24 protein-coding genes and 1 tRNA gene are annotated in these 24,208 nt (G+C 45.0%); 15 read left to right on the top strand and 10 right to left on the bottom strand.

Translation table 11 applies throughout. From position 1 onward, the window contains the following. Nucleotides 1-58: 58 nt before the first annotated feature. The 5 genes from ICV89_RS03915 (at nt 59) to ICV89_RS03895 (ending at nt 3,426) form a co-directional block, all read left to right on the top strand. The gene (locus ICV89_RS03915) at nt 59-247 is read left to right on the top strand and encodes an AlpA family transcriptional regulator (protein WP_215309871.1); all 189 of its coding nucleotides are present in this window, start codon (nt 59-61) and stop codon (nt 245-247) included. Nucleotides 248-337: 90 nt separating this feature from the next. Then, nucleotides 338-940, top strand: a complete 603-nt coding sequence (locus tag ICV89_RS03910) for an AGE family epimerase/isomerase (RefSeq protein ID WP_215309869.1) — start codon at nt 338-340, stop codon at nt 938-940. Continuing rightward, nucleotides 928-2,430: an AAA family ATPase gene (locus tag ICV89_RS03905; RefSeq protein WP_215309867.1), complete on the top strand. Its 1,503-nt coding sequence runs from the start codon at nt 928-930 to the stop codon at nt 2,428-2,430. Before ICV89_RS03910 ends, ICV89_RS03905 begins: the two co-directional genes overlap by 13 nt. Then, nucleotides 2,423-2,821 carry a hypothetical protein gene (locus ICV89_RS03900; RefSeq protein WP_215309865.1) on the top strand — a complete coding sequence of 133 codons (399 nt, stop codon included), beginning with the start codon at nt 2,423-2,425 and terminating at the stop codon, nt 2,819-2,821. Before ICV89_RS03905 ends, ICV89_RS03900 begins: the two co-directional genes overlap by 8 nt. Before the next feature lie 275 nt (nt 2,822-3,096). After that, nucleotides 3,097-3,426 carry a hypothetical protein gene (locus tag ICV89_RS03895; protein WP_215309863.1) on the top strand — a complete coding sequence of 110 codons (330 nt, stop codon included), beginning with the start codon at nt 3,097-3,099 and terminating at the stop codon, nt 3,424-3,426. A gap of 32 nt (nt 3,427-3,458) precedes the next feature. Here the strand turns inward: ICV89_RS03895 and ICV89_RS03890 are convergent, their stop codons facing one another. Continuing rightward, nucleotides 3,459-3,884, bottom strand: coding sequence for a DUF4118 domain-containing protein (locus ICV89_RS03890; RefSeq protein ID WP_215309861.1), 426 nt, complete (start codon nt 3,882-3,884; stop codon nt 3,459-3,461). A 40-nt stretch (nt 3,885-3,924) separates the two neighbouring features. On the opposite strand from ICV89_RS03890, the gene ICV89_RS03885 reads away from it, so the two are divergent. Continuing rightward, nucleotides 3,925-4,797: a carboxylesterase gene (locus ICV89_RS03885; protein WP_215309860.1), complete on the top strand. Its 873-nt coding sequence runs from the start codon at nt 3,925-3,927 to the stop codon at nt 4,795-4,797. A 1-nt stretch (nt 4,798) separates the two neighbouring features. Here ICV89_RS03885 and ICV89_RS03880 read toward each other — a convergent pair whose 3' ends face one another. Beyond that, on the bottom strand, nt 4,799-5,590 hold the full coding sequence (locus ICV89_RS03880) for a MipA/OmpV family protein (protein WP_215309858.1): 792 nt from the start codon (nt 5,588-5,590) through the stop codon (nt 4,799-4,801). Nucleotides 5,591-5,654: 64 nt separating this feature from the next. On the opposite strand from ICV89_RS03880, the gene ICV89_RS03875 reads away from it, so the two are divergent. Further along, nucleotides 5,655-6,119 (top strand): DUF2147 domain-containing protein, encoded by a 465-nt coding sequence (locus ICV89_RS03875; RefSeq protein WP_215309856.1) that lies wholly within the window; start codon nt 5,655-5,657, stop codon nt 6,117-6,119. A gap of 158 nt (nt 6,120-6,277) precedes the next feature. Then, on the top strand, nt 6,278-6,541 hold the full coding sequence (locus ICV89_RS03870; RefSeq protein ID WP_215309854.1) for a hypothetical protein: 264 nt from the start codon (nt 6,278-6,280) through the stop codon (nt 6,539-6,541). An 87-nt stretch (nt 6,542-6,628) separates the two neighbouring features. Here the strand turns inward: ICV89_RS03870 and ICV89_RS03865 are convergent. Further along, nucleotides 6,629-6,718 (bottom strand) — tRNA-Ser (locus ICV89_RS03865). A gap of 20 nt (nt 6,719-6,738) precedes the next feature. Further along, nucleotides 6,739-7,875, bottom strand: coding sequence for an NAD(P)/FAD-dependent oxidoreductase (locus ICV89_RS03860; protein WP_215309852.1), 1,137 nt, complete (start codon nt 7,873-7,875; stop codon nt 6,739-6,741). A gap of 139 nt (nt 7,876-8,014) precedes the next feature. On the opposite strand from ICV89_RS03860, the gene pgi reads away from it, so the two are divergent. From pgi to nadC, 4 genes are read left to right on the top strand one after another with little or no spacing between them, the layout of a single operon-like run. Then, nucleotides 8,015-9,511 carry a glucose-6-phosphate isomerase gene (gene pgi / locus ICV89_RS03855; protein WP_215309850.1) on the top strand — a complete coding sequence of 499 codons (1,497 nt, stop codon included), beginning with the start codon at nt 8,015-8,017 and terminating at the stop codon, nt 9,509-9,511. A gap of 45 nt (nt 9,512-9,556) precedes the next feature. Then, the gene (locus ICV89_RS03850) at nt 9,557-10,942 is read left to right on the top strand and encodes a phosphomannomutase/phosphoglucomutase (RefSeq protein WP_215309849.1); all 1,386 of its coding nucleotides are present in this window, start codon (nt 9,557-9,559) and stop codon (nt 10,940-10,942) included. Nucleotides 10,943-10,992: 50 nt separating this feature from the next. Then, the gene (gene nadA / locus ICV89_RS03845) at nt 10,993-12,120 is read left to right on the top strand and encodes a quinolinate synthase NadA (protein ID WP_215309847.1); all 1,128 of its coding nucleotides are present in this window, start codon (nt 10,993-10,995) and stop codon (nt 12,118-12,120) included. Nucleotides 12,121-12,165: 45 nt separating this feature from the next. Beyond that, nucleotides 12,166-13,023, top strand: coding sequence for a carboxylating nicotinate-nucleotide diphosphorylase (nadC, locus tag ICV89_RS03840; protein WP_215309846.1), 858 nt, complete (start codon nt 12,166-12,168; stop codon nt 13,021-13,023). 10 nt (nt 13,024-13,033) lie between these two features. On the opposite strand, the gene nadB is transcribed toward nadC, so the two are convergent. The 4 genes from nadB to ICV89_RS03820 form a co-directional block, all read right to left on the bottom strand. Then, the gene (nadB, locus tag ICV89_RS03835) at nt 13,034-14,695 is read right to left on the bottom strand and encodes an L-aspartate oxidase (RefSeq protein WP_215309844.1); all 1,662 of its coding nucleotides are present in this window, start codon (nt 14,693-14,695) and stop codon (nt 13,034-13,036) included. A 97-nt stretch (nt 14,696-14,792) separates the two neighbouring features. Beyond that, a complete protein-coding gene (fdhF, locus tag ICV89_RS03830; RefSeq protein WP_215309842.1) occupies nt 14,793-17,687 on the bottom strand; it encodes a formate dehydrogenase subunit alpha in 2,895 nt (964 codons plus the stop codon). 37 nt (nt 17,688-17,724) lie between these two features. Beyond that, nucleotides 17,725-19,527 (bottom strand): NAD(P)H-dependent oxidoreductase subunit E, encoded by a 1,803-nt coding sequence (locus ICV89_RS03825; protein WP_215309840.1) that lies wholly within the window; start codon nt 19,525-19,527, stop codon nt 17,725-17,727. Between the two features lie 198 nt (nt 19,528-19,725). Further along, nucleotides 19,726-19,950: a hypothetical protein gene (locus ICV89_RS03820; protein WP_215309838.1), complete on the bottom strand. Its 225-nt coding sequence runs from the start codon at nt 19,948-19,950 to the stop codon at nt 19,726-19,728. Nucleotides 19,951-20,076: 126 nt separating this feature from the next. Here ICV89_RS03820 and ICV89_RS03815 point away from each other — a divergent pair, with 126 nt between their 5' ends. After that, a complete protein-coding gene (locus ICV89_RS03815) occupies nt 20,077-20,673 on the top strand; it encodes a DUF1080 domain-containing protein (RefSeq protein ID WP_251370904.1) in 597 nt (198 codons plus the stop codon). A 58-nt stretch (nt 20,674-20,731) separates the two neighbouring features. On the opposite strand, the gene ICV89_RS03810 is transcribed toward ICV89_RS03815, so the two are convergent. After that, nucleotides 20,732-21,034, bottom strand: a complete 303-nt coding sequence (locus ICV89_RS03810) for a YciI family protein (RefSeq protein ID WP_215309836.1) — start codon at nt 21,032-21,034, stop codon at nt 20,732-20,734. 97 nt (nt 21,035-21,131) lie between these two features. Continuing rightward, nucleotides 21,132-21,704, bottom strand: coding sequence for a phasin family protein (locus tag ICV89_RS03805; protein ID WP_215309834.1), 573 nt, complete (start codon nt 21,702-21,704; stop codon nt 21,132-21,134). A gap of 455 nt (nt 21,705-22,159) precedes the next feature. Between ICV89_RS03805 and ICV89_RS03800 the strand changes: the two genes are divergently transcribed. Both ICV89_RS03800 and ICV89_RS03795 read left to right on the top strand, forming a co-directional pair. Further along, nucleotides 22,160-23,380, top strand: coding sequence for an integrase arm-type DNA-binding domain-containing protein (locus tag ICV89_RS03800; protein ID WP_251370903.1), 1,221 nt, complete (start codon nt 22,160-22,162; stop codon nt 23,378-23,380). Further along, nucleotides 23,373-24,167: a hypothetical protein gene (locus ICV89_RS03795; protein ID WP_215309831.1), complete on the top strand. Its 795-nt coding sequence runs from the start codon at nt 23,373-23,375 to the stop codon at nt 24,165-24,167. The genes ICV89_RS03800 and ICV89_RS03795 overlap by 8 nt, the downstream gene beginning before the upstream one ends. Nucleotides 24,168-24,208 lie beyond the last annotated feature (41 nt).

The raw sequence follows: 24,208 nt of genomic DNA, 5'->3' as shown, positions 1-24,208 counted from the left end.
ACATAACGCATTTATAGGATGAAACTCCGTTTTATGTTCAACACGGAGGGGCCTATAAATGCCTATAAAGATCTATCGTATTACCGAAGTTTGTGAAATTACTGGGCTTAGGCCTTCTTCAATTTACAAACAAATTCGACTCAAACTATTTCCACCAGGCATCAAGCTCACAGCAAGAAGTACGGGCTGGTCAAGTGACGCAATTGATGCGTGGCTCAAATCTCGAATTGCTGGAGATCAGTTATGAGCATCAAAACAAAACGAGCTAGACAGGGCGGCAACCCGAATCTAGCTCTAGCTCCCCTACTCAACGCAAATTAAATAAGAAAGCTCGCTTATGTTAACTAATTTTACTTTAGATGAAGAAGAATCTCTACGCCATTGGCTTGATGATGTACGTGAAGGTGCTGGCTATCTTGGCATTGCAGATGAAGAAGGATGGTCTCAACGGCACTTCAAGAATATTGATGAGTTGGTGTCATTACTCGATTCACTTAAACCCAACTGCGCCCTATATGTCAGCATGGCTTGCTATGAATCTCCAAGTATCAAGCGTACCCAAGATAATGCCGCGCAGCTTTGCTCATTCTGGCTTGATCTAGATAGTCATGGCGGTGGCAAGTACCAAAACCCTGAAGAGGCTCTTGCCGACCTTGAGAAGTTTATAGAACACTCTAATCTGCCAGTTCCGAGCTATATCCATCACACGGGTCATGGCATACATGCAGTATGGGCAACCTCTGAGGCGATGTCTACAAGCGAATGGCTCCCTAAAGCACAAGCATTACGTGAAATTGCGGAAGACTTTGGCCTAGATGTAGATGGCGAGGTCACGACTGATGCTGCTAGGGTCTTGCGCATACCGAACACTATCAACTTTCGAGATCGCGCAGCGCCTATTGGTACGAAGTTATTGGAGGCTAAGCCATGCCTAGCTTAATTCAACTACCTGATCTAAAAAGGGCAATCTTTGAAGCCCATCAAAAGCTACCACCAAAAACAAAGGCGCCTACACCCAAAAGTGTAGTTGCACCCAAAATACCTGAGACGCTAGAGAACATATCGCATCTCAAAAAGATCTTAGAGGGTATGGACCCTGATCCACAAGAGCACGGCAATCGCGTACCTTGGAGAAATACCATCTGGGGAATACGCGACCTAGGCTGGAGCTCTGGATACGATATAGCGCTGGAGTATAGCGAGCGTGGTGATCTATTTGATCAAACGGATTTTGACGGCGTGTGGTCAAGCGAACTAAAAGAAAAACGTAAGATCAGCTACAGGAGCATCTTCTTTATAGCAAAACAGAATGGGTACAAAGGTATTGCAGAGTTCCCGTCTGAGGTTACCAAGAAAACTAGTGAAGTCGTTAAGCAGCCTAAAGGCTTAGTTACCACCAGCGCTGATCAAATCATCGCAGAACGTGTTGACTGGTTGGTTGAAGATTGCTTCCCACTTGGCATGATCGGAGTAATTGGGGGTAATCCTGGCCTAGGCAAGTCTCAAATTGCGATTAAATTAGCAGCGCTTGCAACATCTGGAGCTGGGTCGCCACTACAAAATGGATTTGCACCGATAGGTAGCGTCATTATTCTTGCGAACGAAGATGATGCCGCTAGAACAATAAGGCCAAGACTAGAAGCGGCTGGCGCAGTGCTCAATAAAGTGCATATCGTTCAAGGAATTGCGCAAGAAGGTAAAGAGCTCGAACCATTTCAGCTAGATCAAGACGTTGCCTTACTAAGAGATTGCGCCACCAAATTAGGTGACGTTCGCCTAATCATCATTGACCCACCAAATGCGTACATTGGCGGTAAAACCGACACCTACAAGGATTCGGATGTCAGAAAGATGTTGGCCCCACTTCAAACGCTGGCGCATGATAGTGGCGCATTGGTTCTATTGGTGGTGCATTTAAATAAACGCTCTGATGGCGGCGCTCACCAGCGCTTTAATGGAACTGGTGCGTGGGTTGCAGTATCTAGGGTGGCTTATTTAGTTGGCGAAGATGAGCTCGACCACACAAGGCATATGCTGCCAGTCAAAAACAACCTTGGTAATGATAAGTACGGGTTTATTTATGACATCAAGGAAAAGATTCTTCACAGCGGTGAAGATGAAATCAAAACCTCGCACATTACATGGGTAGACAAGTCTTTCCGCTCAGCAAATGAGTTGCTAGCTCCATCGAAGAAGACCCAAATAAAAGCTGTAGATGAGGCAAAGAACTTCCTTGAGGAAGAGCTATCAGGTGGCACCAAACCCGTTAATGACATCAAGGAGGCGGCAAAGAGCGCTGGCATTTCCTGGGCATCAATACGCAGAGCCAAGGACGACATGTATATCACGGTCAAAAAAGGTAGCGAAGCCTGGGAGTGGACGCTTGTTCAAGTAAGTAACGATTCAAATTTAGGAGCTAAAAATGTCTGAATGGAATGAAAACGCAAACGGCAACTATGTCTACAAAATAAGTGCAGATGACATCATGACCGTATTTAAAAAGAAATCTGGGGATGGGTGGAGCGGAGTTCGCGACAGCGAATTTCTCAAGGGCTCTTACGATACCCCAGAAGAAGCTCAGGAGGCAATGGAGGAATTTGTTTTCGAATGCAACTTTAAGTTGGCCGCCCCAATTTCACGAAATGTCGGTTGGAAGGAATCGAAAAAAGGTGGTTATTACAAGATTAATGAAGCTGGAATAATAAGTGTTAAAAAGGCCACAAGTGACAAGTGGTACGTTGTAACTCCGTCACAAGGAATACTTCAGGGCAATTGGTTTGATACCGCAAAAGAAGCAATGATGAAAGCTGATCAACTCTAGCCTGTCTGAATATATTGAGCATCTTGAACAGATTGAATAACTTACTGTAACCGTGAAGCTAAGGAACTCAAGATGATCAAGATGCCCAAGATATTCAATAGACATGCCCTGCTCACCTGCGCACGAGTAGCTCTCGTCATGGTCCTTTGCATGGGTATTGCGAGAAATAAATTTTTTGCCTTCAAAAGACCCCTCACACCCTATGTAATCTGATGTAAAGAAATTTACTTATGCCATTACCGAGCCTACTAAACGGTGCCAAACGATGTCAAGTTATGACAAAGCGCACTAAACAGCGATGTAAAAACCCAGCTGCTTACGGCTGCTCTAGCTGCCGCATGCATGGAGCCCACAAGTCCCGCAACGTATTACGAGGCGTGAATCACCCGAAGTACAGAAATGGTGAGAGAACAAGAGAGTCAGAGGAGCAACGGAGAAAATCATCAGCCATTTTGCTGACATTGCGCGACATAGGTGACCACGTCAATCTTTTTAACGGTGACTATACAAGAGGTCGAAAGCCGACAGGCTATGTGAAATATGACATGAACGACCCAGAGCAATTATTTTTTGCGATTCTCAATGTAAGTAAATTGAGTAGCTAAGAAGATTGCTGAAGCGAAAATAAAGCTAATAATTATTTTTTAGCACTTAATTTAGCCATTATTTGCATTCTTGAATCAGATACTCTGGCAATCAACACAGCCCTGTATCGCTCACGTTGTAATTTTTCAATTAAATAAATAACCGTAAAGAATAGAAGCGAATAGATACTGAGATTTAGAGAATCTAGTAAGGTAGGTAACTCAAAACTATTAAATGGCGGTATAAAAAAATAATAGGCCAATATCATCCCAATAATGGCGCTCATCGATGCTGGCTTCCAGCCGAACTTGTAAGCAATCAAAGTGGTGTTAAAAAGAAAAAATAATATTGGGAACTGGGCTTGCATCAATGGATGGAATTGATAGCGCATGAAAAATGCAGCCAGGGTTCCAAGCAATGCATATCCATAGACAGAAGGAATATGAGGCGCCCATGCCCGTGAATTTTTTATTTGCATTTGGATTACACTCTCTTAAAGCTAACTACCAATTAAAACCATGTCCAATGAAGTGAATGATCTTTTCGAGGAGTTTACCCTAGGAACTTCAGGTATGGCAGTAGTATTCCTGCCTGGCCTTCAGGGCTCCATGTTGGAGTTGGGATCGATCCCCAAAGCAATCAAAAAATTAGGGCATACCTCTTGTATTCCCAGAATTCATGGCTACTCTGCTCAAAGTGGCTTTGATACATTTGATATTTGGCTCTCTGAATTAGATACGGTAGTCAATTTACTGCTTGAAAACCACGATCAAGTTTGTTTAGTTGGCTTGAGCATGGGTGCAACACTAGCAATAGCCTACGAGGCTGATTATCAAAAGGGTCTACCAGTAGTGGCCCTCTCCCCCGTTTTTGCTTTTGATGGTTGGAGTGTGCCTTGGTACTACCCATTACTTTATGTTGTCTTCAAACTTGGCATTACGAATTGGCACTATAAAGAATCTCAACCTTACGGCTTACGCAACCCTGAAGTACGTCGTCGTGTTGCAAAACAAATCTTAGAGCAGGAAACTACAGAAGTGGGATCAGCATCTCTCTCAGCAAAACATTTATATCAGTCCTTGTGCCTGATTGAATTTGCAAAAAAAATACTTCAAGATTTTCGATCTGACTTAAAAATCATTTGCTCTATAGATGATGATGTAGTTGCACCAACAACTATTGACTGGATCTCTAAGAGCATCAGCTCTTCAACTTGTAAGATTATTTGGCTTGGCGGCTCTTACCATATCATCACTTTAGATAACGAGCGTGAAATAGTTGTTAATGAATCCGTAGAATTCATTCAAGAATCATTTTTTAAGCGCAAGGCAGTAGTTCAATACAGCAAAGATGCTAAACAATTAATAATTCGTGATCGCATCATTGATTAATCTATTTAAAACGATAGGCAAGCGCCATAAACATCGTATCTTGATATGAGCGAGTTAGAACTGGGCTGTTGTTGACTCCTGAACCTAGCCATTTTCGTTTTCCATATAAATTAACGTACCAATCATCTGCTACTGGTATTTCAAGTAAAAAACCTGCCAATGGGTTATTTGAAGCAGAAGCTGTATATGCTCGATATCCAGTAATTTGAGCCTCCCCAGGAGTAACACCATAGTAGTAGTTCGCAAAAGAGCCCGACTGACGTTCCATGCCTACTTGCGGGTAGAGGACTACTTTGCTAATCAATTCGATTTCTGCAAAATAATTAACTTCAAGGAGATTGCCTTTCGATTGACCAAAGTCATGATAGGCATTCAAAAAGAATGCCCCAATAGGTGTATCTTGAAATGTTCCTAGGCCAATAGGTACTTGGTAACCTTTGTTAATCGTTTGACTGTTAATGGTTGATTTGACCTTGTAGGAATCAGGATCTACCTTACCTACGATTTCAAGAAACCCAAATCCGACAGGCAAAGTTTTAAAGGCCAACTGATCTATGCGCATGGCAAAGCGCTGGTAGTCAAAAAATCCATAGGGTAAGGCCATTGATTGGCTGCCAGTGCTACCAATATTCAGATTGGTGCTGTACACAGCAGCTCCGATATCACCCACAACACGATCTGGAATCCCGTTTGGAGCATCAGAATCTATACTGTTTGCAGCATAAGCTGCAGAAATGCTTGATAAAAAACAAAGTAATATCAAGCCTGCGGTTAGTTTTACAGATTTCATCATGGCGTCAATCTAACATGAAAGACGACTATCTGTACTAGCAGCCAAACCACTCAATGAAAACATTATGACCAACTCATTACAAATCATTACAAAATTTATCCAATGTACATTTTTGGGTACTTTTCTTTTTGTAAGTTATGGCAATGCACAATCGACAGACCCAGTACTTGGAATTTGGAAAACGATTGATGAGAAAACAAATCAACCCAGCTCATTAATTAGATTAGATGAAAAAAATGGTGAATTAATCGGCACCGTTACTGAGCTAATTCCTACCCCTGGCGAAACACTAGTAACCCACTGCAACTTATGTAAAGATGAGCGAAAAGGTAAACCCATAATCGGTATGATGATTATGAAAGGCCTCAAAAAATCTAGCCCAGGGGTTTGGTCGGGTGGAGAAATTCTAGATCCCGAAGAAGGTGAGATTTATAAGGTAAAAATTAATTTGGTCAACGACAAAACTTTGGAAGTGAGGGGTTATATTGGCATCCCATTGTTGGGTAGAACTCAAACTTGGGTTCGTTAGTTTTAATTTCAAATTTCAAAGAATCGTTTGAGCAGATCAATGTGTATGGGAGAATCGGGAGGAACCTTTTTAGAAAATGGGGGGTGCCGGGTGGGTGGGGTCTACTCCTGGGGAAGTTCTAAGGGGGTACCCATCAATAATTTTGTTAGAGTAAATGCATGGACTTCGATAGCTCAGACAATAGCAACACCCAATTCGCTAGCAAGATAAAGACTCAAACCTTTAAGCAATTCCAACTGGAGCGACTTATTAAGGACGGCAAGGTCATTCCAGCGTCCAAGCTAGCTGAAGCCAAAGAACAGGAGCTGCAGCGCGTCAGAGTATTTGAGGCGGCGTCAGAAGACCAGCAACGTCACAATAGAACAGCCACGCCACCACCAACAGATAAGCTACCTCTTACCAGGGAACGATTTGAAGAATAAGTGGGTACCAATGCGGGTACTAGAAAAAATATAGACAACAAAAAACCCAGTAACTCATTGAATATACTGGGTTTTCTATATAAATACTGGCGGAAGAGGTGAGATTCGAACTCACGGAGGACTTTCATCCTCGCCAGTTTTCAAGACTGGTGCATTCAACCGCTCTGCCACTCTTCCTTTGCGATTTAAGTCCTAGATTATAGAGAACTTTTGATTTGTGCCTCCAAATGCTGAGCAATTGCCAAGCAAGAGGTAAGCCCTGGGGACTCAAAGCCATAGAGGTTAAATAAGCCGTTCAGTTGATGCTGCTGGGGTCCTTCAAAGTAAAAGTCTCCTGCTGGGGCATTTGGCGGGACGATTTTGGCTCTGACACCTGAGTAATCTGCTTGTAAAGCACCATCTTTTAAGCCTGGCCAGTACTGCCTAACTGCTGCATAAAAAGCTTCTCCTCGCTGCGGGTCAACCGTGTAATTAATCTGGCTCTCTTCATCGATATCCAGCCATTCCACGTCTGGACCAAACTTCGCCTGCCCACCCATGTCGAGAGTCAGATGAACACCTAGTCCACCCGGTTCAGGTATTGGATAGATCAAATGACTGAATGGAGATTTACCTGATAAGGAGAAGTAATTGCCTTTTGCGAAGTAGGCTTTGGGTATTCGGTCTTTCGAGAGGCCTTCAATTTTTTGGGCTAGCGCTGGCGCACTTAGTCCCGCACAATTCATCAGCAATTTCGTCTGAATGGTCATACCGTCAACGCCACCAATCATGAGCTCAAAGCCACCCTGGGCATTATTGCCAATCGGCTTAGCGCTGAGCAAAGGGGATTGATAGGCAACCATGCCTCCTGCATCCTCAAATCCGCCTAGCAATGACAGCATTAATCCGTGACTGTCTACTACACCCGTTGAACTTGAGAGCACTGCTGCCTCACATCGCAACTGCGGCTCCAGCGCTTTCGCCTGCGCACCTGAAATCATCTTGATATCAGGCACTTGGTTATTTTGAGCCTTATAGAGAATTGCCTGAAGGTCATCTAACTGACTAGCGTCTGCAGCAACAATTAACTTACCGTAGGCTTGCGTGCTCACTTGATGACTTCGGCAGTATTCATACAAGAGACGATTACCTTCTACGCAGAGCTTAGCCTTTAGAGAGTCCTTAGGGTAATAAATCCCTGCGTGAATCACTTCACTGTTGCGTGCACTACTGATGGTTCCAAAAGAATCCTCACGCTCGAGCAAAATCGTTTCTCGGCCCTGCAATGCCATCTCGCGAGCAACTGCCAAACCAACTACTCCAGCGCCTACCACCACGCAATCAACCTGCTCCATCCGCTATTCCTGACTTGATTTCAGATATGTCTCAATTTTGTAATGACTTTTGCCTAAGATAAAGCCTTGTTATTGGTGAAATCGTAACATTTTCAGCGTTTTAAGGGGATTTTGATGTCCTTATTGATAAAATCTAGCCATGTCTGTGCACGCCGAATTAGCTAACCAAAATATTCACTCTGCCCTTGATGTGGTGCTCGATACCGCCTATCAAGGAATTGATACTGCTCACTGGAAAAAGCTTTTTACTTCCGCTCGCCAGAGTCATCTAGAGCAATTTATTGCAGATATGTTTGCTGGTAAGCACATTAACAATAGTGAAGATCGCCCCGCCCTTCACTCTGCGCTGCGCAACTTAAGCAAAACGCCGGTCATGATCGATGGCAAAGATGTCATGCCCGCGGTTTCTGAAGTTTGGCATCGCATTGATGCGCTGTGTAATACCTGGGTTGGCGTCACCGATGTCATTCATATTGGCATAGGCGGATCAGACTTTGGCCCTCGCTTAGCAATTGAAGCGCTCGCCCATGTTCCTGGGATTACAAGCCGCGGTATGCGGATGCATTTTTTGGCTAATATTGATACTGCTGAGTTAGCACGCATCCTTGCTCGCTCTCAAGCGCATAGCACTCGTGTCATCGTGGTCTCGAAGTCATTCACGACTCTTGAAACTTCCATGAATGCCAAAGCCGTTGTTGCTTGGCTTAAAGACAGTGGTTGCTCTACCAGCCAAATTACTGATTCTTTGTATGCAGTCACTGCCAACATCCCCGCCGCCAAAGACTTTGGAGTAAGCCAAGACAATATCTTTCCTTTCTGGGATTGGGTGGGTGGCCGCTACTCTGTATGGTCGGCAGTAGGTCTACCAATTGCTTTGCAATATGGCTTTGAGACATTCAAACAATTTTTAGCTGGTGCCGAAGCGATGGATTTGCATTTTAAGAATGCACCTCTTGAAGAAAATCTCCCCGTCATCATGGCACTCTCTTTGCTCCACCAGCAAGAGAAACATCAGATTAAAGCGTATGCTGCTATTCCGTATGCAGATGCTTTAGATTGGTTTCCAAAGTGGTTGCAGCAACTGGATATGGAAAGTAACGGCAAGAGCGTGGATCGGGATGGCAAGGCAGTTAAGCATTCTTCACCAGTGGTATTTGGCAGCGCGGGTAGTAATGCGCAACACTCATACTTTCAGCTCTTTCATCAAGGTACAGAAATCATTCCGATTGATTTCATTGCCATTCGTGAGCCTATGAGTGATCGACCTGAGGCTATTGCGCATCATCGCATTCTACTTTCGAACTGTTTAGCGCAAGCTCAGGCATTGGCAAATGGTAAGTCTGCTGCAAATCCAAATGATGTCTATCCAGGCAAGCGCCCGAGTAACTTGCTATTACTACCCAAACTCAATGCTTTTTATCTGGGGGCCCTGCTTGCACTCTATGAAAACCGTACTGCAACTTTAGGTGCCCTGTGGAATATCAATAGCTTTGATCAACCTGGCGTGGAATACGGCAAAGTACTAGCCAAGCCGATTGAGAAAGCACTCGCGAGTCATCAGAACGATATTGCTGCTAGTGCAGATATCGACGCTGTTACTGCCGCCCGCATTAATCTATTAAATTCAAATAACTAGTTATCACCCCAGCAATACTGAGGTGTTTTTACTGAAGGATCTGCAATGCAATTGTCTCCATCTATTTTTAAAGCTTATGACATCCGCGGCATTATTGATGAGACCTTAGATCCCTCTATCGCTAAATTGATTGGCCAAGCCTTTGGCACTGAAATGCATGAGCTTGGTGAAACCGATATTGTTATTGGTCGTGATGGTCGTCTTTCTGGTCCTAGCTTAATTGAAGCATTAACAGCAGGCCTGCTCTCTACCGGCATCAATGTGATCGATTTAGGTATGGTAGCTACTCCAATGGTGTACTTTGCTGCCAATCACACCATCAATGGCAAAACACCAAAATCTGGGATCATGATTACTGGTAGCCATAATCCCCCGAACTATAACGGCTTCAAAATGGTCCTGGGTACAGCGGCTATTTATGGCGAGAAGATTCAGGACTTACGTAAACGCATTGAAGCTAAGAAATTTACTGTTGGCCAAGGAACACGTAGTACCTTTGATATTTTCCCGATGTACCTCAACTATATTGTTGGCGATGTGAAGCTAGCTCGCCCCATGAAGATTGCAGTGGATTGTGGCAATGGCGTTGGTGGCGCTTTTGCTGGCAAACTGTTCAGAGCTTTGGGTTGCGAAGTTCAAGAATTGTTCTGCGAAGTCGATGGACATTTTCCCAATCACCATCCGGATCCAGCCCATATTGAAAACCTGCAAGACCTCATCAAGAACCTCCAAACTACCGATAATGAATTAGGCCTTGCCTTTGATGGAGATGCCGATCGTTTAGGCGTAGTCACTAAAGACGGTCAAGTCATTTTCCCAGACCGCCAAATGATGCTCTTTGCAAAAGATGTACTCTCCCGCAATCCTGGTGGTCAAATTATTTACGACGTGAAATGCACTCGCAACTTAGCCACCTACGTTAAGGAACATGGTGGCGAACCCATCATGTGGAAAACAGGCCACTCTTTAGTCAAAGCGAAGCTCAAAGAAACTGGCGCCCCGCTGGCTGGCGAGATGAGTGGTCACATCTTCTTTAAGGATCGTTGGTTTGGTTTTGATGATGGTCTTTACACCGGCGCACGCTTACTAGAGATTCTTAGCAAAGAGAAAAATCCAAGTGATACTCTCAATGGCTTACCAAATGCAATCTGCACCCCAGAATTGCAACTCGCTTGCGCCGAAGGTGAACCTTTTGCCCTACTAGAAACAATCAAAGCCAATGCCAAGTTCCCAACATCAGAGTCAATCAATACGATTGATGGTGTGCGAGTCGAATACGCGGATGGCTTTGGTCTTGCCCGACCTTCCAACACAACACCAGTTGTGGTGATGCGCTTTGAGGCAGATAGTGAAGAGGCTATCCAGCGTATACAGGCCGAGTTTAAGGCGGTATTGTTAGCCGCAAAGCCAGAAGCAAAGCTACCGTTTTAAGTAATTGAGGTCAGCTATCGCTAGCTCGCGTAATAGAGATAAAATTACCTATGACTTCCACTGTTAGCACTTCTATAGCTTTTGATTACCCCCAGCAGAATGCTGCCGGGGCTATATGTACAGCTCAAGCTTGGGCGAAGACACCTCCCCAACTACATGGCACTGAAAAAACTGCTGTACTGGCCCGTATCAAGCAATTGCTGATCGAGAAAGATGCTGCTTTAGTTGCTCATTACTACGTCGATGGTGATATTCAAGATCTTGCAATAGAAACTGGTGGCTTTGTTGCTGATTCTTTAGAAATGGCACGCTTTGGCAAAAACCACTCTGCCAAAAACTTGATTGTTGCTGGCGTGCGCTTTATGGGTGAATCTGCCAAGATTCTAAGTCCAGAAAAGCGCGTCTTTATGCCAGACTTGGAGGCGAGCTGCTCTTTAGACTTAGGTTGCGATGCTGCTGACTTTGGCGCCTTTAGAGCACAGCATCCGGATCGCACTGTAGTTGTCTATGCCAATACGAGTGCAGCTGTTAAAGCCCAGGCTGATTGGATGGTAACAAGCTCTTGTGCTTTAGCTATCGTTCATCAACTCAAGATTGAAGGTAAAAAAATCTTATGGGCACCTGATCGTCATCTAGGTCGCTACATTCAAGAGCAGACTGGCGCTGATATGTTGCTATGGAATGGCGCATGCATTGTTCATGATGAATTTAAAGCAGTTGAATTAGAAATGTTAATGGCAGCACATCCCAATGCCATGGTTCTAGTTCACCCTGAATCACCACAAGCGGTTGTAGATTTAGCAGATGTCGTTGGCTCCACATCTGCCATGATCAAAGCCGTAGTTGAAGGCTCAGCTTCTGAATACATTGTGGCTACCGATAATGGCATCTTGCATCGCATGCGCCAATTGGCTCCTAATAAAGTATTGATTGAGGCCCCCACTGCTGGCAATAGTGCTACCTGCAAGAGCTGCGCCCACTGTCCCTGGATGGCAATGAATGGTTTGCAGGGCATTCTCAATTGTCTTGAGAACGCCTCTGGTGAAATTTTTATCAAAGAAGATATTCGAGTCAAAGCATTGGGTTGTATAGAGCGAATGTTAGATTTCACAAAAAATCATCCTGATCTTCTGGCCAAGGCTCAACATGGCTTTGTAAAGAATATTGGCGCTGCCTAAGCTAGTTTTGATATTTTTCTGGATAGTATTTTTGACTGAATATGCATGTTTAATTACAACGAAACTGTAGAGCAAGCCCGCCAACGCAATATTGCTGATGCGCTGATGGAGGATATTGGTCAGTGCGATTGGACTGCGCAACTGGTTCCTAGCAAGCTTGTACATGCGCAACTGATCGTGCGCCAAGAGGCTGTGCTCTGTGGGATAGATTGGTTTGAAGGCACCCTCAAAACATTAGATCCGGCAGCAAAAGTTACTTGGCATTACCAAGAGGGTGACTTGATGAAGCCCGATACCCAAGTGTGCGATATTGATGCAAATTCTCGTGCTCTACTCTCGGCTGAGCGTCCCTGTATTAATTTTTTACAAACACTATCTTGGACTGCCAGTAGTGCACGTCAGCATGTTGATGCGATTGCAGGAGTCAGTCCAAACCCAAAGGGTTGTGCAGTACTCGATACTCGCAAGACCATTCCGGGATTACGTCAAGCCCAGAAATACGCAGTGCGCGTCGGTGGCGGTCAAAATCAACGTCTTGCACTTTGGCATGGCATCTTAATTAAAGAAAATCATATTGCTGCCGCAGGTGGCGTTGCTGCTGCCGTGAAAGCTGCACAAGCTTTAAATGCTGGGGTAGATATTCAGGTGGAAGTAGAAAACTTCACTGAACTGAAAGAAGCTTTAGATGCTGGCGCCAAAAATATCTTGATTGATAACTTTACTACCGAGCAAATGAAAGAAGCGGTCGCCTTTACTCATGGTCGCGCCTTATTAGAGGCTTCTGGTGGTATCGACTTGGATCAGATGAGGGCAATTGCAGCCACTGGCGTTGATCGGATCTCTCTTGGAAAACTGACGAAAGATATTAAGGCAGTGGATTTCTCAATGAGAATATCCGCATAGCAATCCATCTCTAGCTTGCAGCGTTTTCGGAATTGCCCTCAGCCTGGGGCGTCAAAATAGTTGGATAAGAAACTGCCCAAGTGCCCGGGTAATCACGGCTGTAATGCAGCCCCCTACTCTCTCTACGCATTAAAGCTGATCTCACAATGAGTTCCGCACACTCCAACAGATTGCGAAGCTCAATTAAGTCGCGTGTTACCCTAAAGTTAGCGTAATATTCTTGCACTTCATATCTGAGTAGTTTGATGCGATGTAATGCTCGCTCTAAGCGTCGATTGGTTCTCACGATGCCGACATAGTTCCACATCAATGAACGCAACTCATCCCAATTATGGGCAATCACCACTTGCTCATCTGCATCCTCTACTTGACTCTCATCCCAGAGCGGGAGCTTTGGCATTGCTGGTGTTTTTAATGAAGAAATATCTGCAGCAGCAGCTTTACCAATAACAATGCACTCCAATAATGAGTTGCTTGCCAAACGATTAGCGCCATGCAAGCCTGTATAAGTAGCTTCGCCTACCGCATATAGACCAGGCAAATCAGTACGGCCTTTGAGGTCAGTAACAACTCCACCACAGGTATAGTGCGCTGCTGGTACTACAGGGATTGGCTCTTTAGTAATGTCCAATCCCAAACTCATACAGCGCGCATAGATCATTGGAAAATGCTCTTGAATAAAAGCTTCACCTAAATGGGTGGCATCGAGATGTACGTAATCGAGACCATGCTTTTTCATTTCAAAGTCGATTGCCCTAGCAACAATGTCACGAGGAGCCAACTCATTACGCTCATCATGCTCTGACATAAAGCGATTGCCATTGGGGAGCTTGAGCAGGCCACCTTCACCACGCATCGCCTCAGTAATTAAAAAGGTTCTATCGCTCGGGTGATATAAACATGTTGGGTGAAACTGAATAAATTCCATATTACCGACACGGCAACCTGCACGCCAGGCCATAGCAATACCATCACCTGTCGCAGTGTCCGGATTACTGGTGTACTTATATACCTTGCCAACACCGCCGGTAGCTAATACCACCGACTTGGCCTCAATTGTTTCTACACGATTATTTTTAATATCAAGGGCATATACACCATAGCAACGATTCGGCTTAGCGCGTTGCGTCTTCGCATCCAAGTGCCGATTGGTAATCAGATCTAAAGCAATCCAGTGCTCTAGCAATTGAATATTTTTATGATCTCGTGCTTTATCTAATAAGACCTCATGAATGGCCTTACCCGTAGCATCAGCAACGTGCGCGATCCGACGCTGACTATGGCCACCTTCACGAGTCAGATGCAAACCCATAGGACCAGTCTCGTCGGCGGTAAACGGAACGCCCTGTTCAACCAGCCAACGAATGGCTTCAGCGCTTTCTTCAGCAATATATCGAGCAGTAGACTCCACCACGAGTCCTGCGCCAGCATCTAAGGTATCAGCCACATGAGAATCAACACTGTCGTGTACTTTATCGACTACTCCGACGATGCCACCTTGAGCCCATGCAGTGGCAGCCTCACCCAGACCGCGCTTGGCCATCACAATAACTGGTTGCGTCTCTGCCATATGTAGAGCAACGGTGAGGCCTGCTAGACCCGCTCCAATAATCAGGACGGGTAATTCTGCTTTGGTATCAGATGGTGGGGTTTGGGGTTTTGAACTAGCCATGACTAATTCTAAAGGGCAATCGCTAAAAATATATTTTAAGAGATTTAAACGAACAAAGCCCCTGATAAGGGGGCTTTATTAGGTTTAACTAAATAGCTTAGGAAGTGAGCTCAGACTGCTGCCTACTAGGATCATTAGTTCCATAACCCATCACTGAAGCAGCCTGACCGCCTTTAGCGAGTTTGACTGCACAGTACTTAAACTCCGGAATCTTTCCAAATGGATCTAGGGCAGAGTTGGTAATCAGGTTGGCTGCAGCCTCATAGTATGCAAATGGAATAAAGATTACACCACGCGGAGTGCCATCATCTCGACGCACGTGGATAGCTACTTCGCCACGACGGGACTGAACAGTGATCACATCGCCAGCAGAAACGCCTAGCTGAGTCATATCTTCACCATGCATCGACACAGTAGCCATTGGCTCAATCGCATCCAAGACGGTTGCACGGCGCGTCATACTGCCAGTATGCCAATGCTCTAACTGACGCCCTGTAATCAAGACAAATGGATACTCCGCATCTGGGCGCTCATTTGCGGGAATGATATCTGCTGGCACCAACTTCACTCTGCCATCTTTAGTATCAAACTTATCATCAAACACAATGGGGCGACCTGGATCTTCAGCGGATAAACATGGGTAAGTCACGCTAGACTCTTTTTCTAGACGCTCCCACGTAATGCCATTGATAGCTGCATGCATTGCTTGACGCATCTCGTCATACACCTCTGCAACGCCGTCGTCAGCACCCTGGTAATTCCAGTTCAGGCCCATGCGTTTAGCAATTTGCTGAATGATCCACAGATCAGGCTTGGCATCTCCCGGAGGGTTAATGGCTTTCTTACCCATCTGAACCATACGGTCGGTATTGCTGGCAGTGCCGACTTTCTCAGGCCATGCGCTTGCTGGTAATACCACGTCTGCTAGGAGCGCAGTCTCGGTCATAAAAATATCTTGCACAACCAATAGATCCAAAGAAGCTAAAGCATGACGGGCATGATTCAAATCGGGATCACTCATCGCAGGATTCTCACCTTCGACATACATGCCACGAATCTTATCGGGATCACTGTCAGGTGCGGTGATCTTATGCATGATCTCTACTACGGTGTAACCAGGCTTCTTGTCTAATGGGGTATCCCAGAATTTCTCAAACCAAGCATGCGCTTCTGGATTATCTACGCGTTGGTAGTTCGGGAACATCATCGGAATTAATCCTGCATCACTTGCGCCCTGCACGTTATTTTGTCCGCGTAGTGGATGCAAGCCAGAGCCAGGCTTACCAATTTGACCAGTAATGCTAACCAAAGCAATTAAACAACGGGCGTTATCAGTGCCGTGAACGTGCTGACTGATGCCCATACCCCACAAAATCATTGCGGATTTAGTTGTCGCAAATTCTCTGGCAACCTCACGCAAAGTTTCCGCTGGGATGCCGCAGATTGGTGCCATCGCTTCTGGACTATAGCCCTTAATATTTTCTTTGAGTGCCTCAAAGTTATTAGAGCGATTCTCAATAAAGTCCCGATCAACTAAGCCCTCTTCAATTACTGTGAAGATCATGGCATTGAGCATTGCCACATCAGTATCCGGCTTGAACTGCATCGTACGCCAGGCATGTTTACTGATTTCGGTCGCACGTGGATCGCACAATACAATTTTTGCGCCTCGTTTAGCAGCATTCTTAAACCAAGTAGCGGCAACAGGATGATTTGCGGTTGGATTTGAGCCGATCAAGAAAATAAGGCTTGAGTGCTCAACATCATTGACTTGATTACTAACGGCACCAGAGCCAACACCCTCTAATAATGCAGCTACAGAAGAGGCATGGCAAAGGCGCGTGCAATGGTCGACGTTATTACTGCCAAAACCAGTGCGTACGAGTTTTTGGAATAAATAAGCCTCTTCGTTGCTACCTTTTGCAGAACCAAAGCCAGCCAATACCTTATTGCCGTATTGATCTTTCAGCTTTTTGAGGCCACCACCCGCAAGTTCCAAAGCTTCTTCCCAAGTTGCTTCACGGAAGATCTCAGACCAGTCTTGCTTGCCTTCTAATAAAGCCTCATCTTTAGCAACACCGGCCTTACGAATCAGCGGCTTTGTTAGGCGTTGTGGGTTATGGATGTAATCCATACCAAAGCGACCTTTAACGCAGAGGCGATTGTGGTTAGCTGGACCATCACGACCCTCTACGCTGACAATCTTTTCATCTTTAACGCTATAAGTAATCTGGCAACCTACGCCGCAGAAGGGACATACTGAATCCACCTTGCGATCCACCGTCTGCGAGCCAATTAATCCCTTAGGCATTAATGCACCCGTTGGGCAAGCCTGCACACACTCACCACAGGCAACGCAAGTACTATCACCCATTGGGTCATTCAGATCAAACACGATCTCGCTGTGAGCACCGCGCATTGCGTAGCCGATCACATCATTAACCTGCTCTTCGCGACAAGCACGTACGCAACGATTACATTGAATACAAGCATCTAAGTTCACAGCCATCGCTGGATGGGATATGTCATGACTCACTTTTTCACGACGCAATACTTTGAGCTCAGGTCGAACTGTGACATCTAAGCGCGCAGCCCAGGTGCTCAATTCACCATGTTGATTTTTTTGCTCTTCTTCCTTACTGTCTCCTACCCACTTAAATCCTTCGTCGGGCATATCAGATAACAACATTTCTAGGACGAGTTTTTGACTCTTCAGTGCACGCTCGCTATTAGCCTTCACTTCCATACCAGGCGTAGCACTTCTGCAGCAACTTGGCGCCAATGTACGCTCACCATTGATCTCCACTACACACGCGCGGCAATTACCATCAGCGCGATAACCATCTTTGAAACACAGATGGGGAATATCGATCCCGTGACGCTTAGCGGCCTTGAGAATAGTCTCGCCTTCATAAGAAACGATGGTTTGACCGTCTAGCTTGAACTCAACGGTTTGCAATTCAAGCTCTTTAGGATTTACTGGTGCGTTCATATTTGTCTCGTTTTTCCCTTGGTTTTTTGCTTGCTGATTAAGCAATTTCTGCTGGGAAATATTTTGCAATACAGCGAATTGGATTGGGTGCAGCTTGACCTAAGCCGCATATTGAAGCGTCAACCATCACAGTTGCTAAGTCTTCTAAAGTGCCTTGATCCCAAGATGGCGACTGCATTAACTTGGCAGCTTTGCTAGTACCTACACGACATGGCGTGCATTGACCGCAGCTCTCATGCTCAAAGAAGTGCATGACATTGAGCGCCATATCGCGCGCCTTATCTTTGTCACCAAACACCATCACTGCAGCAGAGCCAATAAAACAGCCATAGGGCTGTAAGGTATCGAAATCCAACGGAATGTCATTCATGCTTGCTGGCAAGATACCGCCTGAAGCACCACCTGGTAGATAGCCGTAGAACTTGTGGCCAACTTGCATGCCACCACAATATTCGTCAATTAACTCCTGAATCGTAATGCCGGCTGGAGCGAGTTTCACACCCGGGTTTTTAACTCGGCCGCTCACACTGAAGCTACGCAAGCCTTTGCGATCATGACGACCAAAAGAACTAAACCACTCTGGACCACGCTGAACAATGTCACGCACCCAGTAGAGGGTTTCAAAGTTATGTTCGAGCGTTGGACGACCAAACAAACCAACTTGAGCGATATAGGGAGGGCGCATACGGGGCTCGCCGCGCTTCCCTTCGATACTTTCAATCATGGCAGACTCTTCGCCGCAAATGTATGCACCTGCGCCACGACGTAACTCGATCAGCGGCAATGTAAATGGGGGGTTTGCTTTGAGTTTAGCCAACTCCGCTTCGAGTAATTCACGGCAACCATGGTACTCATCGCGCAGATAAATATAGCAAGCATCTATACCCACTACATTGGCAGCAATTAACATGCCCTCTAAGAAGCGATGTGGATCGCGCTCCAAATACGTGCGGTCCTTAAATGTGCCTGGCTCACCTTCGTCAATGTTCACTGCCATCAACTTTGGAGCGACTTGATCTCTCACAATGCGCCACTTACGCCCTGCTGGGAAGCCTGCGCCACCTAGGCCGCGGAGTCCCGAGCTTTCCATGATCTTGACAATGCTCTCGCCGTCTTTTTTACCTTCAACAATTTCTTTTGCTAAGGCATAGCCACCCTGCGCGCGATAAGATTCGTAGCCCACATAGTCTGGTGAAACTGACTGATTCTCACCCTGCGGGGATACCCCCTTCTCAGCTAATGCTGCAGGATCAAAGCTCGCACTGTCCTTAGCCATAGGCTGGGTAGTCAGATTATTTTTGACGGCGGCGGCAACCTTATCCGTTGTTGCGAACAATACTGGGTACTGATGCACAACTGCTACTGGAGCCTGTTCACAACGACCCACGCATGGAGCAGCCTCTACCTTAATCTTAGGATTACCTAAAATTGCCGGTAACTTTGCCAATAGATTTTGCGCGCCGGCCAGCTCGCAGGCGATACCATCACAGACACGCAAAGTGATATCTGCAACCGGATCATTGCCACGCACTACTTCAAAGTGGTGATAAAAAGTAGCAACCTCATAAACTTCTGCCATCGGCAAATTCATTTCTTTTGCGAGAGCAACCAAATGACGATCATGCAAAGCACGGTATTCGTCATTAAGCTTGTGTAAATTTTCAATTAGCAAATCACGACGATCAGCTGCAGCACCGATTAACTGGCGAACCTCTGCCAAAGACACATCATCTGCTTGGCGCCCTTTGAGTTTGCTCTTGCGACGAATGGTTTCCCTTAAATCATCTGCAGTTGCTACAGCAACAGCTTTGACTTCAGCCGAGGGTTTTGGGTGATTCATAGTTTTAATCTCTAATTTCTAGTCGCATTAATGATGCTATTTTTTATGTCTGAAGCTAGGCTTGAGAAAGGCCGTATTGGCAAGAAACAACTTATCTCGCTCTATATAGGAAATCCCCAAGATCAAGGGTGATTTTGGGTTATTTCCACACTCAAGTCCTTGACGGCGCTCAAGTGAATTTAACTAGGGTAAACCCTATTAAATAACGGATGGGGAAGGCTTGCTGCCGGGTGGCGGAGAGTAATCTAGCTTGCGCTCGTAAACGCGCGCCTTAAAGCAATCGTTGTAGCCTTTGCTGCCGATTTGCCAGCCAATAGAAGTGCAGTCATCTTGGGCTGCTGACTCTATGGAGCCGCATCCCGTTAAGGCAATGGCGGTAGCAGAAACAAGGATAGCTAAGGGGCGCAATGTAGTTGAATTCATACCTCAAGTCTACTGGATTCCTGATTCCAAGTTAAGGGAAAGTGAGTACTTGTGGAATTGGAGCCAAGTCAGCAACAATGGATGGAAGCAACATTGCAGCTATTGAGATAAATACCTTTGGAGATCATGATGCAAACAACCTTGAAACAAATTCTAGCAATTGCCTTTTCGCTGACTATTGCCCTGCTTTCCGCCAACACCCATGCTCAAGCACAAGATGGCTATACCGATTTAATCGATGGTGTCAGCCTAGACGGCTGGAACATTATTGGCAGCGCGAACTGGGTCATTGGCAAAGGGATAGTCGAGGGTAATAAGCCGTCCGGATTTCTGGTGAGCAGTAAAAGTTATCGGAACTTCATTATTCGCGCTGAATTTTGGGCTGAATCCAACACCAATAGTGGAATTTTTATTCGCTGCCAAGATCCCAATAAAGTCACCGCTGGAAATGCTTATGAAATTAATATCTGGGATACCCGTCCGGGACAGGAGTACTCCACCGGAGCCATTGTTGATATTGCCAAGGTCAACCCAATTCACAAAGCAGGTGGGCGCTGGAACACCATGGAAATTACGGCCAACGGACCTCAGCTCAAAGTAATGATGAATGGGGTGCTTACCGTTACAGATGCCAGGGATAGCAAGTTCTCCGAGGGGCCCATTGCCCTTCAGTCTGCTGGCGGCATCATCAAATTTAGGAAACTACAAATCAAGCCAATCTAGATCATCTCTAGACAGATCCATCAAAGTAGCCACCTCAAATGAGGTGGCTCTTTTTTACCTAAGCAGGTGGAAACCCAACCTTTTGTTGCCAGCTATTATTAAACACATGAATGACCGGCTTTTCATAGACGCCTGCTTTAGTGAATGGCTCATCTGCTAGCCAAGCTTCAACATCTGCCTTACTAGGAAAATCCATCGCCAACAGACTACCCACTGTTGTTTTGCCATCTTCTGATGTAAGTGGACCAGCAAAGGCCATCTTATCTGCGAACTGACCCAAATAAGCGCGATGCTCTGGTCGCACTTGAATACGCAATTCTGCAGTACCAGGACGATCCATTAAAAGGATTGCAAAGATCATGTTTACTCCTCATTAGCTCTAAAACATCCATCTTACGGCAAGCAGAAAAAGAAAAACCGCCCGAAGGCGGTTTCTCGTGCAATGCTATTAAAACGAATTAAGCAGCTTTACGGCTTTTGGTAGCTGGCTTAGCTACTGCGTATTGGCCTTGAAAGTTAGCCATTGCAGCATCAACACTTTTCTCAAAGTTTGCGAAAGCATCAGTTGCTGAAGCGCGAACTTGGTCAAACTGTTGGAGTGAAGTTTCAAATACAGTTTTGAATGCAGATACAAATGCCTCAGAACCAGCAGGAGCTGTCTTAGTAGCTTCTTTAACAAACTTCACCATATCGGCACGTGCGTCATCAATAGATGCATCAACTACATGAGCAACTTCTTTGTTGCTGTTACGCACAACTTTGTTTACTTTAGCTTGGTAAGCAGCAGCGTACTTAGCAGCTTCTTGTGCAGTTTCAGGCTGAGCCAATTTTGCCAACTGTTGGGCATCTTTAATTGCCAACAATTGAGCGCTTGCATCTTGAGCAACTACTAAAGCATCTTTAGCGGCAGCTTGGTTGATTTCAGCTAATTCTTTTGCGCTTTCAACAGCTACTTGAGCCAAGAACTTTGCATTTTCAACAGCCTTAGTTTGAGCTTGTGTGAGTTGGTCGTTTAATTGATTCTGGAACATGGTGTTTTCCTAACTTTTTAAAATTGATAAAATTTATTGCGATGCACCATTGTAAAAAGTTTTTTATTGCAGTGCAAGATTTATTTGCGGCAATGCAACAGAAACACCAAAAACCCCTTTTTTTTGATTAAAAACAGAGGGTTGAGTATCTAAATCATTCCGGTGAAAGTGGTGATTTCAGGTAAAAAGCAAGAAAAAAGAAAGAAAAAACCACCCGAAGGTGGCTTCAAACTACTGGCGGAAGAGGCGTCTTAACATCTCTATAGGTCAAATTAGACGCCATGAGAGCATGCTGTACCCTCATATAACTCCTGGCTTCCGTGTTTATTTGGCTAAATATTCATGAATTAATCCATGAATATGCATTAGTATATATGACGGTATGAAGCCGTCTTCGTGAATCCAAGCTGTTATGGGCATGGATTTTGGTAACTATTTTGGTAACGGAGATGAACATGGCAACAAAGCTAGATACACAAACAATTAAAAACCTTAAAAAGCCGGGGAGATATACCGACGCTTTAGCAATGGGTTTGCATTTATGGGTAAAAGACAGCAACAAAAAGTATTGGATCTATAGATACACCATGGATGGTAAGCAAAGGAACATTGGTCTTGGACCCTACCCTGATGTTGGGCTAGCCGATGCTCGAATAAAGGCTATCGAAGCAAAGAAGAAGGTTGTGAACGGTATTGACCCAAAACCACACAAAGAAACAAGAATTGAAATGGAGAAACAGAAAGCCACATTCTCCGAGTTTGCAAAGCAATTCATAGAAACTAAAAGCTCTGAGTGGACCAATACAAAACACCGGCTTCAATGGGAGTTCACGATTGAGGAATACGCAAACCCAGTAATTGGTAATCTAAAGCTTGATCAGATTACCACCGAAGATATTTTGAAGATTCTGTCACCAATATGGGCCAAGAAGACGGAAACAGCCACGAGGTTGCGTGGGCGCATTGAGCTGATATTAGCAGCAGCTACAACACGAAGGCTAAGAAGTGGCTTGAATCCAGCCCAGTGGAAAGGTCATTTAGAAACAGTATTAGCCAAGCCCAACAAAATCAAAAAAGTGAAACACCATGCTGCCCTCCCCTTTGATGAAATTCCAGAGTTCATGGAACAACTTAGAGAGATGGGAACGATGGCCGCATTAGCGTTGGAATTTTGCATATTGAATGCGTCACGTACTGGCGAAGTAATTGGCGGGAAGCGCAACGAAGTTTCTGAATCTGTTTGGATAATTCCTGGAGAAAGAATGAAAGCCAAAAGGGAGCATAGGGTCCCATTGTGTGAGAGATCTATTCAGATATTGAAAATATCTGAATTGTTGGACCCTGACAGCGAGTATTTATTCTCAAGGAAAACGAAACCCCTTTCGAATATGGCCATGACGATGGTGATTAGAAGACTCAAAAAGAAAGTAACAGTACATGGCTTCAGATCAACCTTCAGGGATTGGGTGTCAGAAAGGACTGATCATTCATCAGAGGTTGCAGAAATGTCACTAGCCCATGCCATTTCAAACAAAGTAGAAGCAGCCTACCGTAGAGGTGATCTTATTGACAAAAGGAGGGCCCTTCTTACTGATTGGGAAAACTATTGCAAGTTACAAGGAAATTTAATTACATCTCAAAGCGAAATTGAGGCTGAAGGAGAAATTTATGCTTAATGAATGGGAAGCTGATGTAGATCCAACGGATGACTCATCAACTGAAAGATTATTTGCGCCATCAGATCGTGATGCCCTTCACCATTTAATCAACGACAAACTTAGAAAACTAGGCGGCCTTAAAGATGCCGTTGAAAAGGCAAAAAAGAAAAGGGCGCTGAATGGTCCTCAAAAAACGGCATTACTTGACTTACAGCAACGAGTAGGTAATTTAGAAATGCTACAAAGCCCTAACGAACCATTCAAGAGATTTAATGATTTCAGCCAAAGGAAAATAGTCCAAGCTGACATAGAAAAAATCTATGGTAACGGTTTGACACCAAAGCAAATGACCCTTCTTATTGATGCAGAGGTAGAAAGGAAAATTTGCTATCAGGTAATTCGTTTTTATGAAAAAGAATTGTCGACCGTACAAGATACCTATACAGAGCTCTTAAACAATCACTCTAAAGGGGTTACGGAGAGACTAAAAGGCAGACAGAAAAATATTAAAGAGAATGAAAAAATTCTCATGGGCTGCCTACAAAAAGCCAAAACGCTCATCCAGGGCAAACGTTGGAAGAAGACGGATTACCCAATTTTTAGAGATCTAGCCAAACAAGATGAATTTAAACCCGCATTTATACCCCTACCAAGGGTAGCCGGTCCCAATAAGGACATGTCAGAGGAAGAGCGTACAAAGTTTAGGGAGTCCAATAAACGCACTACCTGGACTGAATCTTACTTGCGCAATTTCTTTCATCAACGTACAGGCCTTGATCCTACAACGAAAAAGGAGAAATCATGAATTCAACGATGAAAAAGCATAAGTATATGCAGGTGAAACCA

This window comes from Polynucleobacter sp. Adler-ghost (assembly GCF_018688495.1).
Classification (GTDB): Bacteria; Pseudomonadota; Gammaproteobacteria; order Burkholderiales; family Burkholderiaceae; genus Polynucleobacter.
This window is presented reverse-complemented; position numbering and strand designations above follow the sequence as displayed.